The sequence below is a fragment of the Microbacterium sp. Ru50 genome, from assembly GCF_002920555.1.
Taxonomy (GTDB): domain Bacteria; phylum Actinomycetota; class Actinomycetes; order Actinomycetales; family Microbacteriaceae; genus Microbacterium; species Microbacterium arborescens.
This window is the reverse complement of sequence record NZ_PQSV01000003.1, coordinates 206,925-223,142: the sequence shown is the minus strand read 5'-3', so window position 1 is coordinate 223,142 and position 16,218 is coordinate 206,925. Positions and strand designations below refer to the sequence as shown.

Annotated in this window: 15 protein-coding genes; 6 read left to right on the top strand and 9 right to left on the bottom strand. The window is 68.6% G+C overall.

Going from position 1 to position 16,218, the window contains the following annotated elements; all coding sequences use genetic code 11:
• Positions 1-24: 24 nt before the first annotated feature.
• Positions 25-1,329 (top strand): MFS transporter, encoded by a 1,305-nt coding sequence (locus C3481_RS13225; RefSeq protein WP_258039124.1) that lies wholly within the window; start codon positions 25-27, stop codon positions 1,327-1,329.
• A 190-nt stretch (positions 1,330-1,519) separates the two neighbouring features.
• Complete coding sequence (locus C3481_RS13220; protein ID WP_103842748.1) at positions 1,520-2,764, top strand: phosphotransferase; 1,245 nt, start codon at positions 1,520-1,522, stop codon at positions 2,762-2,764.
• A gap of 147 nt (positions 2,765-2,911) precedes the next feature.
• On the opposite strand, the gene treS is transcribed toward C3481_RS13220, so the two are convergent.
• The 3 genes from treS to C3481_RS13205 all read right to left on the bottom strand — a co-directional run bounded on the left by treS (position 2,912) and on the right by C3481_RS13205 (position 6,847).
• Entirely contained in the window at positions 2,912-5,209 is a 2,298-nt protein-coding gene (gene treS / locus C3481_RS13215; protein WP_023953856.1) for a maltose alpha-D-glucosyltransferase, read from the bottom strand.
• Positions 5,210-5,530: 321 nt separating this feature from the next.
• Positions 5,531-6,511 carry a S41 family peptidase gene (locus C3481_RS13210; protein ID WP_219817668.1) on the bottom strand — a complete coding sequence of 327 codons (981 nt, stop codon included), beginning with the start codon at positions 6,509-6,511 and terminating at the stop codon, positions 5,531-5,533.
• Between the two features lie 153 nt (positions 6,512-6,664).
• Positions 6,665-6,847: a hypothetical protein gene (locus C3481_RS13205; protein WP_103842744.1), complete on the bottom strand. Its 183-nt coding sequence runs from the start codon at positions 6,845-6,847 to the stop codon at positions 6,665-6,667.
• A 210-nt stretch (positions 6,848-7,057) separates the two neighbouring features.
• On the opposite strand from C3481_RS13205, the gene C3481_RS13200 reads away from it, so the two are divergent.
• The 3 genes from C3481_RS13200 (at position 7,058) to C3481_RS13190 (ending at position 9,440) form a co-directional block, all read left to right on the top strand.
• A complete protein-coding gene (locus tag C3481_RS13200; RefSeq protein ID WP_103842742.1) occupies positions 7,058-7,906 on the top strand; it encodes a helix-turn-helix transcriptional regulator in 849 nt (282 codons plus the stop codon).
• A gap of 95 nt (positions 7,907-8,001) precedes the next feature.
• Positions 8,002-8,928 (top strand): SDR family oxidoreductase, encoded by a 927-nt coding sequence (locus C3481_RS13195; protein ID WP_103842740.1) that lies wholly within the window; start codon positions 8,002-8,004, stop codon positions 8,926-8,928.
• Positions 8,929-9,155: 227 nt separating this feature from the next.
• Positions 9,156-9,440, top strand: coding sequence for a hypothetical protein (locus C3481_RS13190; RefSeq protein WP_146053654.1), 285 nt, complete (start codon positions 9,156-9,158; stop codon positions 9,438-9,440).
• Positions 9,441-9,464: 24 nt separating this feature from the next.
• On the opposite strand, the gene C3481_RS13185 is transcribed toward C3481_RS13190, so the two are convergent.
• The 6 genes from C3481_RS13185 to C3481_RS13165 all read right to left on the bottom strand — a co-directional run bounded on the left by C3481_RS13185 (position 9,465) and on the right by C3481_RS13165 (position 13,369).
• Positions 9,465-10,928 carry a hypothetical protein gene (locus tag C3481_RS13185; RefSeq protein ID WP_146053653.1) on the bottom strand — a complete coding sequence of 488 codons (1,464 nt, stop codon included), beginning with the start codon at positions 10,926-10,928 and terminating at the stop codon, positions 9,465-9,467.
• A gap of 195 nt (positions 10,929-11,123) precedes the next feature.
• Positions 11,124-11,282 carry a hypothetical protein gene (locus C3481_RS16550; RefSeq protein ID WP_181021932.1) on the bottom strand — a complete coding sequence of 53 codons (159 nt, stop codon included), beginning with the start codon at positions 11,280-11,282 and terminating at the stop codon, positions 11,124-11,126.
• Positions 11,283-11,773: 491 nt separating this feature from the next.
• Complete coding sequence (locus C3481_RS13180) at positions 11,774-12,187, bottom strand: hypothetical protein (RefSeq protein ID WP_146053652.1); 414 nt, start codon at positions 12,185-12,187, stop codon at positions 11,774-11,776.
• Between the two features lie 103 nt (positions 12,188-12,290).
• Positions 12,291-12,464, bottom strand: a complete 174-nt coding sequence (locus tag C3481_RS13175) for a WXG100 family type VII secretion target (RefSeq protein WP_181021931.1) — start codon at positions 12,462-12,464, stop codon at positions 12,291-12,293.
• A gap of 41 nt (positions 12,465-12,505) precedes the next feature.
• Complete coding sequence (locus C3481_RS13170; RefSeq protein WP_103842730.1) at positions 12,506-12,760, bottom strand: hypothetical protein; 255 nt, start codon at positions 12,758-12,760, stop codon at positions 12,506-12,508.
• 168 nt (positions 12,761-12,928) lie between these two features.
• Complete coding sequence (locus C3481_RS13165) at positions 12,929-13,369, bottom strand: hypothetical protein (protein ID WP_103842728.1); 441 nt, start codon at positions 13,367-13,369, stop codon at positions 12,929-12,931.
• Between the two features lie 911 nt (positions 13,370-14,280).
• On the opposite strand from C3481_RS13165, the gene C3481_RS13160 reads away from it, so the two are divergent.
• Complete coding sequence (locus tag C3481_RS13160; protein WP_103842726.1) at positions 14,281-15,972, top strand: DUF262 domain-containing protein; 1,692 nt, start codon at positions 14,281-14,283, stop codon at positions 15,970-15,972.
• The last annotated feature ends 246 nt before the right edge of the window (positions 15,973-16,218 follow it).

The window sequence follows — 16,218 nt, the reverse complement described above, 5'->3', positions numbered from 1 at the left end:
ACCTGGTATCGGTACAGTTTCGGTATGACTCCAGGTTTTTCGCACTCACGTCTCGCCGGCGCCGACCGCCGCTGGGTGATGCTGATCGTGCTCACTACTCTCACGACGGCGGGCATGACCGTCGTCCTGCCCGTTCTCCCGTTCGTGGTGCTGCGATACGTCTCGGGCGAGGGCGAGCTCGCGCTGTGGGTCGGCGCGCTCGAGGCCGTCAACGGGCTGTGCGCCTTCATCGCGGCGCCCTTCCTCGGGCGCCTCTCCGATCGCTTCGGGCGCCGCCCGGTGATCATCGTCGCGTCGTTCGGGGCCGCTCTGAGCATGGTCCTGTTCGGCGTCGGAGGCGCCCTGTGGGTGCTGCTGCTCGCCCGCGTCATCCAGGGCGCCACGGCCGGCGACCTTCCCGCACTGTTCGCCTACCTCGCCGACATCACCCCGCCCGAGAAGCGCGCCCAGCGATTCGGGCTGCTCGGCGCGCTGTCGGGGATCGGCACGATGGTCGGCCCCGCGCTCGGCGGCCTGCTCGCCGCGATCGACCTCGCCCTTCCGGTCTTCGTCACCGCCGGGATCTCGTTCCTCATCGCGACACTCAGCGTCTTCCTCCTGCCCGAGAGTCTCGACCGCAAGAACCGCATCACCGCGATCGCCGTGTCGGATCTCAACCCGTTCGCCGTGTTCCGCCGCGCCTTCGTCCGCCCGGAGCTGCGCGCGCTGCTCATCGCCTTCGCGCTCCTCGCCCTGCCGTTCGGCTTCTTCGTCAACAACTTCAGCGTTCTCGCGCTCGACTCCATCGGCTGGGGGCCGACGGCGATCGGACTGCTGATCGCCGTCGTCGGGGTGATCGACATCCTCGTCCAGGGCATCCTGCTCGGCTACCTGCTGCCGCGGATGGGTGAACGCGGCGTCATCGTGGCCGGCATCGCCGCTCAGACAGCCGGCCTCATCGCCCTGGCCGTCGTCGCAGCACTCGTCGCCCAGCCGTGGCTGTTCGTCCTGGGCGCGCTCGCGCTCGCTGCCGGACAGGGTGCGGCGCAGGCGACTCTCGACGGCGTCATGTCCAACGCAGTCGGCGCCGACGAGCAGGGCTGGCTCGGCGGGTTCACCCAGTCGCTCACCGCGGCGATGGGCACGATCGCCCCGATCCTCGCGGGCGTCCTCTACGCGGGCGTCGCGCACGCGGCCCCGTACGCTCTCGGCGCCGCGCTCATGGTCATCGCCGCGGTGACCGTACGGCGCGCGCGGATCGTCGACGCCGCGGCGCACCGCGCCTCACCCGACGGCGACCCGGCCGGCGTCGGGCTCGCAGCCGCGCCCGCGTCTGCGCCTCGCGCTTGAGCGTCGAGACGCGGCCGTCCTCGCCCGCTGACACGCGGCGATCGTCCGCCACTGTTGCCGCGATTCACCACGCCGATATCGCTCGCGTCGCTGCAATTGTGCGGGCCCGCGTCGAGACCGAGCATTACGCCTCTCCCCCGCGCGCGTCCAGCCCTTTTGCTCGGAGATTCGGAACCGACAGTGTGGGACCGTGCGATTGACAGACGAGCTCGGCGCCTGGGCGGCGCGACAGCGGTGGTATGCCGGCAAGAGCCACCGACCGCGATTCCGCATCCTCGACGCGCAGCCCGCATCCGGCGGGGCGACGCGCTACCTCCTGATGGACGACGCCGGCGCGCTGCCGACGCTCTACAACGTGCCGCTCGCCCGGATCTCGGCGCCGGCCGACGGCGACGACGTGGTCGCCTGCGACGGAGACGACTACCTCGTCGACGCGACGCGGGACACCGGGTTCACCGTCGGCACCCTGGCCGAGATGGGCGTCGACGTGACGCGCGTCACCGGATCTCGTGTGCTCACCGGCGAGCAGTCGAACACCTCGATCGTCTACGACGTCGACGGCGAGCCGACGATCATCCTGAAGCTCTTCCGCACGCTCCACCACGGCGAGAACCCCGACGTGACCGTGCAGCGCGTGCTGAGCGACTCCGGCTCACCGTTCGTGCCGCGGTTCTTCGGCAGCCTCGACGCCGAATGGCCCGACATCGGACGCGACTCGGGGGCGGCCCGCGGCACCCTCGGCTTCGCCCAGGAGTTCCTCCGGGGCGTCCGCGACGGGTGGGCCGTGGCCCTCGAGGCGGCTCGTGAGAACCGCGACTTCACCGACGCTGCCCGTGATCTCGGCATCGCCGTCGCCGGTGTGCACGGTGCGCTCGGCGCCGCCCTCGACACGACGGAGGCAGCGGCCGAGCAGGTCGAGGCGACGGGGGCGGCGTGGCGCCGCCGGCTGTCGATCGCGGCGAACGAGGTGCCTGCCGTGGCCGACCGCGTCGAGGCCATCGGGGCGCTGTACGACGCGGCGCTCGCGCGCCCATGGCCGCACCTCCAGCGCATCCACGGCGACCTGCACCTCGGTCAGGTGCTGGCTGTGCCCGCCGGAGGATGGCGCATCGTCGACTTCGAGGGCGAGCCGCTGCGGCCGATGGCCGAGCGCGCCATCCCCGACCTGCCTCCGCGCGACGTCGCCGGGATGCTGCGTTCGTTCGACTACGCCGGCGCGGTGGGCGACGGCCCTGACCCGATGGGATGGGCGTCGGCCTGCCGCGACGCCTTCGTCGAGTCGTACGCCGTCGCCCCCGGCGCGATCGATCTCGACCCGGTGCTGCTGCGGGCCCTCGTGCTCGACAAGGCCGTGTACGAGTCCATCTACGAAGCACGCAATCGCCCGGACTGGCTGCCCGTGCCTCTCGCCGGCATCGACGCCGCCCTGGCCTGAACCCGAGCTCCGGCCCGGCGCCCGGCGCCCCGAGCCCGCGCCGAGTGCTCGTTGCCGATACATTCGTCGGACGGGCGATGCCGGTGTCCACCGGACGCGCCGCCAAGACGACACCAGCACCGCCGGTCCGACAGATGTATCGCGGCCTCAGTCCTCGAGAGGCTCGGGCGCGCGCAGCACCAGGAACGTCGCCCCGTAGCCCGGCAGCGAGACGCTGAAGCTCTGCAGGTCGTCGACGCGCCCGATCGTCTCCCCCGACGCGGCGTCGTAGACCTCGCTGCGGGGGACGAGCTGCTCAGAGCGCACGGTGCCCTCCGTCGGCTCGGGCGAGAAGTTCAGCACCGTCACCTGCATGGCGGCGTCCGCGTGGGGGTCACCCTCGTCGAGCCGGTGCACGAGCACGAGCATCCCGGCATGGGCGACCTCGGGGATGTCGACCTGCGAGGCCGTCGCGATGCCGTACTCGCGGCGCAGATCGAGGATGCCCGACAGCCGCGAGGCGAACGACTCCGGGTCGTCGAGCTGCGCGGGCAGCGCGCCGTACAGAGCCCGGCCACGCGGCATCCCCGAGGCCGAGCGCGTCGCGGTGGGGTCGGCATCGAGCAGATCGTGCGCGCCCCGTTCGATCCAGCGGGTGTCCCCCGCGCCCAGCAGGTCGGCGACCTCGTCGGCGGGAACCGTCAGCATGCCGACGAGATCCCAGCCCGACAGAGCGAAGACCCCGGGCTGCCAGGCGTTGTAGGCGCACAGCAGCAGGTGGGCGTCACGGATGCCGGGAACGTCGGCGTCGGTGATGTCGTCGAGGCGCGCGATGCCGCGGGATGCCGCGATGAGCGAGGTCGTCGTGCACGCGATGCCGTTCTGCGTGAAGACGCGGTTGTAGTCGGCCGTCCCCGTGAGGTGCTCGGTGAGATCGGCTCGGATCTCCTCCGCGAGCTCGCTGCCCGTGATGTCGCGCCCGCGGAAGCGGTACTCGTCGTCGCCGTGCCGCGTCGCCCAGTGCACGAGCTCGTAGGTGAGCTCGTCGTGGTTCTGCATCCCGTGCACGAGCTGCACCGGCGCGACGCCGAGCTCGAGCGACGAGGTCAGCGCGAGACGGAGGAATTCGGTCTGCCCGGTCGCCAGGGCGTGGTGGTAGCCCGGGCGTCCGATGAAGTCGTAGGAGAGGTCGGCGCCGACCGCCCCCGTGTCGCGGATGTCCTCGATCGTCAGGTTCAGCTCCTGGAAGGTGAAGCCGCCGACCTTGCGGACCATGCCCGCGATGATGTGGTTCGCGGCGTGCGAGAGGGGATGCCCCTCCGACCAGGCGGGGAGACCCTCCGCGCTCTTCTCGACCCCGAGGAAGCCGTTGGCGTCGAGGCGCAGCGCGCTGGTGCCGAGCTCGCCGAGCGAGTGCAGCGCGTCGCCGATCACCAGGCGCATCCCCGCGAACGTCGGGTCGAGCCAGTTGATCGACGGCTGGCCCTGCTTGAAGTAGTGCAGGTAGACCCAGCGCCGCGTCGCACCGTCGGGACCGATGACGGGCGCCGTGGCGCTCCAGTTCGTCTCCTTCACCCCGGGGGTGTAGAAGATGACGCGCTGCATGGCCCCGATGATGTAGCCGCGCTCGGCGAGCTCGTGCTCGTTCGCGGGATCGAGGTTGACGCTGTCGTATCCCTCGGGGACATCGGGCAGCAGGTGCCAGTCCTCCGGCGGGATCTCGACCATGTGGTAGATCCCCGGGTAGTCCTTGAAGCCCATCTCGGCCAGGCGGAAGTCCGCCCCCTTGCCCGTGTGGCCGGGAACGATGTCGTCGATCACGCTGCCGCCGTGCGCGTCGGCGACGTCGCACAGCGTCCGGAACTCCTCCTCGGTGCCGAAGGCCGGGTCGATCGACGTGCTGATGCGGTCGAAGTGACCGTCGACGCTGGGCGTCTCGCGCCAGTCGGTGATGCCGCCGGCGCGCTTGACCGGCCCGGTGTGGATCGCGGTGATGCCGATGCGTTCGAACACCGACCACAGGGCGTCGTCGCCAAGGGCGGCGAGGAACGACTGCCCGGGGCGCGTGATGAGCGAGATCGGGTACGCCGTGAACCAGACGTCCGTCGTCGAGATCGCGCGGCGCGCGTCGGGGCGGGCGTACGGATTGCGCCACATCGCTGGCTGTCCCGACAGCTGGCGCGCGAGCACGTCGGCGTCCTTGAGCATCGACTGCCGCACGAGCCACTCGACGTACGAGGGATTGCTGCCGTTCGCCGTCCGCGGGTCGGTCATGTTGCGGCGGACGCTGCCGCCGCGGAACTGGTCGCGCGGACGCAGCCGCCGCGGGCGGGCCGGGTAGCGCTGCTCGTCGTAACTGATCTCGGGCACCTCGAGATCTGTCTCGTCGCCGTCGGTGCCCGCCGCCCCCGGAAGGGTGATCGGGGCGGTGTACAGGTCCTCCGGCTGTTCGTCGTCGCGCGCCATGCCTCAACGCTAGGGGCGGCGCGGATCCGGCGGAAAGGGCTGGTGCCCGGGCAGGGGAACCATTATGGGGACGGTGCAGCTTCTGGTAAACCGTCGTGGGTTCTCTCCGCGACGGCATCCGTGCGCCGGCAACACACCGAAGCGAGAAGCAGACCCCGATCATGACGACGAGCACGCCGACCTCGCCGCCTGGGCGCGCATCTCACACGGACGCCGCAAGATCGCGGACTGGAAACCCCTCGACCGGGTCGTCCTTCACGCCTCTCCGGGGCTGCACGCGGGTGGGACGACCACCGCGTCCGCGGGCACGACGCGTGAGGATCAACCGGCGCATCCCCGCTCCTCAAGCCAAGCGCGCGCTTCATCGTGGGCAATGGATGCCGCCACCGGCTGATCCGGATCGATGCTCTGCTCGTCGTAGTTGCGTCCCGTCCGGTCGACGTACGCACTCTCGGTGAGCACGAGCGTGGCGCCGTCGTAGAGCGTGGCACTCACGTTCGCGGAGCTGTATCCCGCGCTCGGCACTCCGAACGTGCGGACGCCGTCGAGCCCGCGGAACGATGCGAGCACGGCTTCGCCGCTGGATGCCGTTCTTTCGTCCTGCAGAACAGCGAGCGGCGCGCCCGTCAGCTTCGCACGGTCGCCGACGTCCACGAAGACGCTCTCGCCGAGCGCGGCCCCGTTCGGTCGCACCGAGACGACGGCGTCACCGCCATGACGGTCGCGGAACGATAGTGCCGGCCCATCGGGAATCAGCGAGGCCACCCCCGAGAGCATCGGATACATGTTGCCGCCGACATTGCCGCGCAGATCGACGATCCACCCGCACGTGTCCGCTGCCGCATGATCGATCCCGTCGGCGACGGTCGTCGCGTATGCGTCCTGGTCGCTCGCATCCGGGGAGATCATCTCGGGGAGCACAACCGTGGTGATGCCGCCCTGCGAGCTCACCGTCGGCACAGGTGCGGACGCGACCTCGTCGGCTGACGACGCGTCGCCCGGGGGGATGAAGCGCGAGTGCGGCCCGCCGGCGACCGCGACTGCTTCCCCGAGAGCGGGATAGAGGTCGGCGTAGGTCGAGGCATGGGCTCCGGCCTCGAGGAGGGCGGCACGGGCCGCTGGCCACTCGGCACTATCGGTGTGATAACCGCGATCGAGCCGCTCGACGGCGATCTCCGCGTATTTCTGCACCGAGGGCGGAACCAGGTAGACGCCGAATCGGGGGCCGTAGACATCGATCGCGACGACACCGACGGCTGTCACAGCCGCAATCGCCCCCACCGCGACGGTCGCCCCGATCACGCGCCGCCTCCGACGACGAGTCTTCTCATGGGGGCTTGCTGCTGTCGTGGTTCGCGATCGTGGCACCCTTCGATCTTCTCGAGGCGCACCCGGCACGCACATCACTACGGCGATGTAGTTGCCCGGGCGAGGGTCATCCTCGAGAGGGACATGTCAGTCGGTGACGGCCAGCACCACCTCGGCGACGGCATACGCAAGGCCGACGGCGCTCGCCCATACAGCGAGCGCGAGCGCGCTCACGATCAGCAGCCCACGCACGATGTCCACGACGTCTCGGGGATGCTCATCGCGGGTGTCGGCTGGGTGCTGCGGGGAGAAGGAGTCGAGCTGCGTCATGGGTGCGCCTGTTCGTCGGTGAGTGATCGTCACCCACGAGACGCTGCGTCACGCGTTTCATGACGTGATCCCGCCGGTCGGATCGGGCAGGTCGGCTCCTCGGTTCGACCGTCAGCCGAGGCGAAGGGATGACCGGCAGGTCCTGGCTGCGCTCGCCGCCGACCGGTAGAACGGATGCCGCACCCTGCGACCCCGGAAGGCGGACGCCACATGATCGATCGAGACACACTCGCCGCGTTCCTGAGGATGCGGCGCGAGGCGCTGCAGCCCGCGGACGTCGGACTGCTGCGCGGCCAGCGTCGCCGGACTCCGGGGCTGCGACGCGAGGAGGTCGCCGCGCTCTGCAACATGTCGACGGACTACTACGCCCGACTCGAGCGCGGTACCGGCCCCCGCCCGTCGGAACAGATGCTCGCCGCGATCGCGCAGGGGCTGCACCTGACACTCGGCGAGCGCGACCACCTCTTCCGCCTCGCCGGGCACGCGCCGCCCGCTCGCGGTCCCGCCAGCGATCACGTCAGCCCCGGGCTGCTGCGCATCCTCGACCGGTTGCACGACACCCCCGCCGAGATCGTCACGGAACTCGGCGAGACCCTGAGGCAGACGCCGCTGAGCGTGGCACTCGTCGGTGACGCGACCCGCTACACCGGAGATGCCCGCAGCCTCGGCTACCGCTGGTTCACCGACCCGTCCGCACGCGCGACGTACGACGAGGCCGAGCACGCGGTCCTGTCTCGGGTGTACGCGGCCGGTCTTCGCGAGATCGTGGCGCTGCGCGGCCCGTCGTCACGCGCGGCCGCGCTGGCGGCGTCGCTCAGAGAACGCAGCGCGGAGTTCCGCGCTCTGTGGGACGCGCAGCAGGTCGGTATCGCTCCGCCCGAGGTCAAGCGGTTCCACCATCCGGAAGTCGGCGCGCTCGAGCTGCAGTGCCAGACCCTCCTCGACCCCGACCAGTCGCACCGCCTGCTCGTCTACACGGCGGTGCCGGGGAGCGAAAGCCACGACAAGCTTCAACTGCTGTCCGTCATCGGCGCCGAAGCCGGCCGAGGGGTGACCTGACGATCAGTGGATGAGTCGGCTCTGGCTGCCGCCGGGCACCGCGATCAGCATGGGACGAGCGGGCCACCCCGGTTCGCGTGAACGATGGAGGAACCATGACCCGCGGCACCGCTCCCCTCTCCGACCTGCGTGAACGCCTCGCCGTCGTCACCGGCGCGACCGACGGCATCGGCCGGGTGATCGCGACGCGACTGGCGGCCGCGGGGGCGACGGTCGTCCTGCCGGCACGGTCGCCCGCGAAAGCCGAGGCCGCCCTCGACGGCATCCGCCGCGCCGTGCCCGGCGCCCACGTCACGACGCGGCCGCTCGATCTCGCCTCGCTCGACTCGGTCGCCGCGTTCACCCGGGACCTCGTCGCCGAGGACCGCCCCGTGAACCTGCTCATCAACAACGCCGGCGTCATGAACCCGGGCTCACGCCAACCGACGACCGAGGGCTTCGAACTGCAATGGGGCGTCAACCACCTCGGGCACATGGCGCTCACCCTGGGGCTGCTGCCGTTGCTGCGCGCCGGCGAAGGACGCGTGACGCACCAGACGAGCGTCGCGGCCCGCTCGGGCGGACTGAACTGGGACGACCTCGACTGGCGGCACGGGTACGACGACATGGCCGCGTACCGGCAGTCGAAGATCGCCGTCGCCCTCTTCGCCCGCGAGCTCGACGCGCGCAGTCGAGCCGCCGGATTGGGCGTGTCGAGCAACATCGCCCACCCCGGCGTCAGCCCGACCAACCTGCTCGCGGCGCAGCCCGGGATGGGCCGGGCGAAGGCGTCTCCGGGCCGGGCGCTGATCGTCGCGCTCTCGCGCGTCGGGCTCGCCGGAACCGTGCCGACCGCCGCCGAGCCCGCCCTTCTCGCGGCCGCCGGCCCCGACTCCCGCGGCGACGAGTTCTACGGCCCGCGTCGCGTCATCGCGGGTGCCCCGCGTCGCCAGGAGTTCTGGGCGCCGTTCCGCGACCTCACGGACGGACCGCGCCTCTGGGACGCCTCCCTCGAGATGATCGGCGACCGCTTCACGGTGTGAGCGGACGGGCACAGCACGCACGCGGACCCGGCGCAGTACTCAAAGCGCCACCGGCGATGCGCAGGTCGGACGCCCGGGCCGGGATGAGCGGGGAGTGCTCTGAGGATCATGTCTACGGGCGCCGCCCGGGTGCCCGTAGAGATCCGTGCGAGGAGAGGGCGAGCGACGCGATGCGTAGGAGGAACATCCGGCAGCTGACCCCCGCGCGTCACCGGTGGTCTCTCGCCGTGACACGGGTCGCCGTCGTCGCGATCGGCACACTCGGGGTCGGGCTCGCCACACCGGCGCAGGCCGCCGCTGATACCGCACCTCTTCCCGGCTCGACCCTCTCGCATCTCGCCTCCACGACTCTCGCCTCCACGACGCCCGATGAAGCGGTTTCGGATCTGACCGCGCCGAGCGCCCCCTCATCGTTCTGGGTCGTTCCGTCGTTGCTCTCGGCCGTCGTGATCATCGTCGGCTTGATCTTCCGGCAGCGCGAACGCGCTCGCGACCGCACCCGCGACGGCTGACCCCTGACACCGGCCCGGGCGGAGTCAGGGCAGCCGGTCGACGAGCCGGACGGTCGGCACGACGCTGACTGAAGCCGGCAGAGACGGCCGCACCGTCAGGGTCGCAGGCTCGGATGCTGTCGAGCCGTAGGCGTTCGCGAACACGATCCGGTACTCGGTCCGGTCCATGCCCAGCGTGGTGGGCCCGGTCGAGTACTCGGGCTGCGTCGCACCCGGGATATCGACCCACTCCCCGTCCGCGACCCGCTGCTGCCACTGCTGCGTGCGGTTCGGTGAGACCGCGGGGGTGCTCGCCCGGAACACCGCATCGTGGCCGACGAGCGTCCGCACGTCGGCGGGATGGGAATCGATGACCGGCGCCGCGGCAACGGTGAGCAGAGCCGGGTCGCTGACAGCGCGGCCCAGGTGGTTCTCGGCCACGGCTCGAAACCGGAGACCGTCCATGTCCGCGGTGACGCCCAACAGCACGAAAAAGAGACCACCGGACCCCATGGTGTTGCTTGGCTCGTATGATTCCCAGCTCAACCCGTCGCGGGACACCTCCCACGACACGCGCAGGCCCGAAGCAAGGGTCGTGTTCACACCCGGACCCTGCTGCGCGTCCGAGACGACATTGACAGCGCCTCCCGGCTGCGCGGGGGAGGAGATGATCCGTGGCGCGCCACCGAGAAAGTACGGGGCCGTTCGGACGTGGAGCCACGCGGCGTGGGTCGCGACGGATCCCGCGGCGTTCGTGTGCACCGCACGGAACCTCTGGTTGGACATCTCCGGCGTCGTCGTCTCGAACCGCAGCGTCGCGCTGGTCGCGCCATCGATGTCAGACCAGGTCGGCACACTGCCCGGAACGGTGCTGCGTTCAGTGGATACCTGCCACTGGGTCTGCACCCCCTCACCGGATGCAGCCGTCGTGAACTCCACTGCGCTCCCGACGTCGACGATAACGCCGCGGGGGTGCTGATCCACGATCGGCGGCTCGACAATCGGCGGGTCGAGCACGGTCACCGTGAAGGTGCTGGCGGCGAGCGGTTCCCCGTTCGGCGACAGCATCCGCATCGCCCCGCCCTGCAGGACGCCTCCGGGCGGCGCGTCCCCCGACAGGCGCATCTGCATGAAGACACCACCCGGCATCGACACTGCCGACGAGGTGGAACGCGCCGTGCGACCACCGTCATGAAGGGTGTATTCGAGCTGCCCCTGAGACTGATCCTGCATGCCCACGATCTCGACATGGTCGGGGACGGTGAATTCGAAGCGCCCGGTGATGGTCGGCAAGCCCCAGCGATGGGCGAGGATGTGGAATCGCTCCCCCGGCGCCACGCCCGCATGCTCTGAGGTCAGAATTTCCTCCACAGCGCGCGGGCTCGCCGCTTCAGAGCGCACCGATCCCGCGGCGGTCGGCGCAGCGTGCGCGGGTACGGTGACGCCGATCAGCGCGACTGTGGACACCGCGGCCACCGCCGTCAGGTATCGAGCCCTGAGCCATCTCATGGTGCTTCCCCTTTTTTCTCGCCCAGGCACGAGATTAGGAGTGGCCCACCGCACCTAGCAGGCTCGCTGTCGGGATGTGAGTGCCCGATTGCCGGGAGTGAGTGCCGGGTCGCGAGGCGGTAGTGGGCCCGGGCGGATCGCCGGCGGAGGGCCACAGGAGGCGAGATCGCGTAGCGAGCGATCAGCCGATCCCGGCTACTCCGCCGACAGCTCCCCGTCACCGCAGGCAGAGATGCCCAGCAGGGAGGCGGCCGTACAGCCATCCAGATCGATCACCTGAACGTCGGGGAGAATGCCGCTGGAGTGCCGGAATGCGATGGCGGGCACTGATACCTCGATCATCTCGAACTGCATCGAACGAAGCCGGAGGGTGGAAGCGGGCGGCGACTCAGCTCCAGTCGCTAGGGGCCTCGTAGGTCGCCCCCATCGCTTCACGCCCCCGACCCTTCAACCCCTCACCGCTGCTCGAGAACCAGCTTCCGCGCCCCCAAACCGTGACCAGCTGCCGGTCATACGCCGCCCACGAGACGCCCAGCGGTGTCCGCTGCGTGACCGGACGGTGGGCACAGGTGGGGCAGCGACCAGCGCCAGCTGGTGCGACTCGCTGCCCGGGAGAGCGAATCGAGGCGGTGGGCACCCCGTGACCCGACGCTGGACCAGGCACGCCCACCTGCCGGTCACCACATGCTCGCACCACGCCTGCGGGACGCGGGTGGGCCGGTCGCTGGCCCCGCGGCGGACACGGCTGGCGCAACCGAGGGTCACAGCCGAAACTAGCCCGGGACCAGAAGCAGCGTCATCCCAGGCGCTCGCCTGTCATGGCGCAATGAAGCAGTGACGGCGCTTCACTCGTTCGGCGGATCGCCATCGCCGCATGGAGCGAGACCGAGAAGGTCCACGACGATGTCTCCTTCGGTCCCGAGTACCTTGACGTCGAGGACAGCCCCGCTGGCGTGATTGAAGGCCACGGCTGGGGACTTGATGTCCACCGTCTCGGCGATCACGTAATCAGAACCAAGGCGGCCGGGGAGCGCGTCGACGAATGCTTCGCCGTCGAAACCCGGCTGTGGCGTGACTGCCCAACGGTTGATGGAGTAGTACCCGCCGCCGTCGCAAGCCAGGTAAGCCGAGTCGGGAGTTCGTACCTCGACGACACCTCCGGGGATCTCGTCCGCGATTCGTTGCATCGCTGCCTCAGTATCCGTCCGCGCCTGTTCGAGCGTCGGCTTTCCTGCCATCGCACACCCCACCATCGTCATGCCTGCCAGCGTCAGAACTGCAGTGACCGACACTGCACGAGACCGCTTCATTGATTCGCCAGTTCCATAAAGATGCGCTCCAGGTGGAGATGCGTCTGGAGGTTCACGGACGGATCCGCAGATCGGGCTCCACCGCCGCCACCTGCCGCTGGAAAGCATCGTGAGCTTCGCCCGACCACGACGAACCGGATGCAGCCTCCGCTGCGGAACGAACGCTCGTTTGCGAGGAGCGGATACTCTCCGCCCGCTCGCCCCAGTCGTCGGCCATGGCAGCCATCGCGGAAGGGTCGCCGGCGCCAGGGTCATTCCGGTCGACCATCAGTACGCCATGACTCCGTCGAGATGAGTGAACTCGTTCGCCGACGCCTCCGGGCGCCGACCAACGGTCACCAACGTCTCGCTCGCGACCTCTGCGCGGATGCTGTGCTCGGTCGCGACATCCTGCAGAACAGACGCGACCTCGTTCGACCCGATCATGCTCTCGCTGACGTATCCGAGCTCGCCGGAGTTCCTCACAGCGCGGCCCGCCGCACCGATCGTGGTTGCCGACGAGCGAAGCGTGTCGAAATCCACGGAACGTCGGTCATGCCACCCCCAAAAGCATCACCAGCCTATGAGCGCAGTCGAAGAAGCGAATCACCCAAACGGATGAGAATTCCTCGGCCAAGGCTCGCCAGCGCGAAAGCAGAAGCCCCGGTCGCAGCTGGTGCTGCGCGCGTACCTGACCCTAGCCAGATCGGTTCAGCCTCCCGCAGGCGGCTCGTCGCGAGTTTGGCGTCGGTGCAGGGAGAAAAAGATCACGAAGAGAACCACCCCTCCCCCGACGCCGCCGATCAGCCCTGACCAGACCTCCTGCCCCAGAGCAATCGCCCAGATCATACGAACAAGTCCGAGCACCACGACCAGCAGGGATGCCGCTATCAGAAGCTGGAAACGCCAGCCCGGCTTTGACGCGCGTGCCCGCGAATCAGCTGCGTCAGGCGAGTTCAAGCCTCGCAGTCGTCGCGCCTCGTCCTCTAGCTCCAGGGTTCCCAGCGTGTTGAGCGCGTCCACAGTGGGATGCTGCAGCAACAGGCCCTCTCGAGCGCGCCGCCGGAGCTCGTCGTCGATCTCGCCAAGCCGCTCGGCCACCTGCTCAGGTGAATCCGAGTTGTCGGCTGCGCCACCCTCGGGGGTCGTCACGTCGCCATCCTAGAAGCACTACTCCGGGACGTCAGCGACCCGAAGGCAGCAAACGCCCCCTAGACGAGCATTCCGACGGTCAGCGCCGCGCCGGCCGCCAAGCCTATTCCCACGGTTGCGGCCCTACCCCGATGATGGGTTCGGAGGCGCATCGCACTATGGAAACACCTCAGCCGCCGACGGATCCTGCGGCTCGTCGGCGAAACCACCAGCTCATGGTCGCGGGCGTTCTCTGCTACCCCGTGGCGGGACTGCTGTTGCTGCATGCGCTGGACGAGCCCGGCGCCCCGTTGCGCTGGGTACTCCTGGGACTGTGGGTAGCTCTCGCAGGTGCTGCGAACGTGTTCGCCTGGAAGCGTTACTACAAGCGATACCCGCCGCAGCCATGGCCGGGCTCGCCGCAGAGACGGCCAGACGCTACCGGGCACAGCGTCCCACCTTCTGCGCCAGATCGCACCATCCCTCATCGGCCACAGAGCCGCGGTTGACAGCACGACCCAGATCCGCACTAGGAACGCACCATATATGCAGAAAACCCCCGGATAACCGGCGGTTTTCATTGGCGGTGACGGTGGGATTTGAACCCTTATCGGGGGTTTGACACCATGGTCGCCGAGGTCTGGAACCGCGCGATCTCGCGGAAGTTGGACACATCTCGGAGCAGCTGAGAACAGGTGCTCACAGGTGTTGTGTTACCAGGATGTTCCCGCGGCGAGGCGAGGTTATCGACGCTCAGCGCTCGTCGCACGCAGCCTGTGCCCGGCCTCGATGCCAATGCGTCCACGGGTCGATTGCCGCTGGACCTGACTCGCCTTGGCTACGGAGCCAACCTCGGCGCTATTCAGATCAACGACAGATCCGCTCAGCGACTTCCTCGATCCGCGCCAGCTCGTCGTTATCCTCAGAACATCATGAGCCAGCCGAAATTGAAGCCGATCGAAGCGGGCGAGGTCCAGCTCGGCAAACTCTTCACTGCAGAGTTCGACTTCGCCATCCCCGACTACCAACGCCCCTACTCATGGGGCAGCGATGAGACCCTCCAACTGCTGGACGACCTGCAGGGCTCGCTTGACAGAGATACAGACGAGCCGTACTTCCTTGGCTCGATCGTCCTGGTCAAGGAGAAGGGCCAGCCCGCCGCGGAGGTGATTGACGGGCAGCAGCGCTTGACCACGCTCACGATCGTTCTCGCTGTGCTCCGGGACCTGGCGACCGACGTCAACCTCCGCAACGACATCCACCGGTTCATAGAGGAACCGGAAGTGCTCTGGGACAATCGTCCAGCCAAGGCCCGCCTTCGGTTGCGCGAGCGCGATGCCAAGTTCTTCCGCGAACACATCCAGACCAGCGGACGAATCGAGAAACTCGTCGCGCTGAGCGACAACCAGACAACGACCGACGCACAGCGGGCCATCCGCGACAATGCCGCCGCCGTGCACAGTCGACTCTCGACACTGAGCGAGGCTGAGCGAACGAAGCTGTTCGTCATGATGGCGTCCCGTACTTTCATCGTCGTCGTCAGCACGCCTGACCTCAACAGCGCATATCGGATCTTCAGCGTGATGAACGCGCGCGGACTGCCGCTGACGCCTCCAGATATCTTTAAGTCGCAGATCATCGGTGCGATCGCCGAAACCGACCGCGCCGCCTACGCCGACCTCTGGGAAGACCTTGAAGAAGAGCTTGGCCGAGATGAGTTCGGCGACCTGTTCCTCTACATCCGCACGATCGTCTCCAAGGCGCGAGCCGTGCGCGGCCTGCTCACGGAGTTTCCAGAGCAGGTCCTCAATACGTACCTTCCGACAAACGGCAAGGGATTTGTGGACAACGTCCTGGAGCCATACGCGCTCGCCGATCAACGGCTTGTGAACCATGACTTTGACGCCGGGGGCGTCTGGGACAACGTGAACGACTGGCTCAAACGACTCAGCCAGCTCGACAACGACGACTGGCGCCCCGTCGCGCTCTGGGCACTCAAGAACCACAGAGACGATGGACCGTTCCTCGATGAATTCTTGCGCCGGCTCGAACGATTGGCCGCGAGCTTTCTTCTCCGGCGCGTGTACACGACACCACGTGTGCAGCGCTATCTCGATCTACTGAAGCAGCTCGACGATGGCGAGGGACTGGCATCCCCCGCGTTCGAGCTCTCCGAGGAAGAAAAGGAAGAGACGAAGGCGCGACTGGGTGGCGAGATCTACCTCGTCAACCCCGTCCGCAAGTACGTTCTGCTGAGGCTCGACTCCCTGATTGCGGCGAACCCGGGCGCAACGTACTCGCACAAGGTGATCACCGTTGAACACGTGCTGCCGCAGAACCCCAAGGCCGACAGCCAATGGGTGCGTGACTTCACTGAGGAACAGCGACTCGACTGGACACACCGGCTCGGCAACCTCGTCCTTCTCAACCGGACGAAGAACAGCGAGGCGCAGAACTACGACTTCGGAGTCAAGAAGGCCAAGTACTTCACGAGCACCAAGGGCGCCGCACTGTTCGCCCTCACGACGCAGGTTCTCGGCTACGAGGCATGGACGCCCGAAGTCGTGGAGACTCGACATGCAGAGCTCTTGCAAAGATTGATCGAAGAATGGGACCTGGACTGACCGCGGTCCGCGCGGCGAGGCACATCGCGGTTGAGGTGGTAGGTAGCGAACAGGAAGTGGTTGGAGAAACCGTCCGTGCCCGCCGAGGACATCGCCTCCTGGATGGCGCGAATGCGCCCGTGGGCGGCGAGCCCGTTCTCCTCGTCCAGCACAGACTGGAGCTGTCGCTCCGCCTGGCCGACCGTGATGGGGCCGATGGGCGGGGCGTCCGCGGACGGGTAGTGAATCCAGACCCCGTCGGGTGAG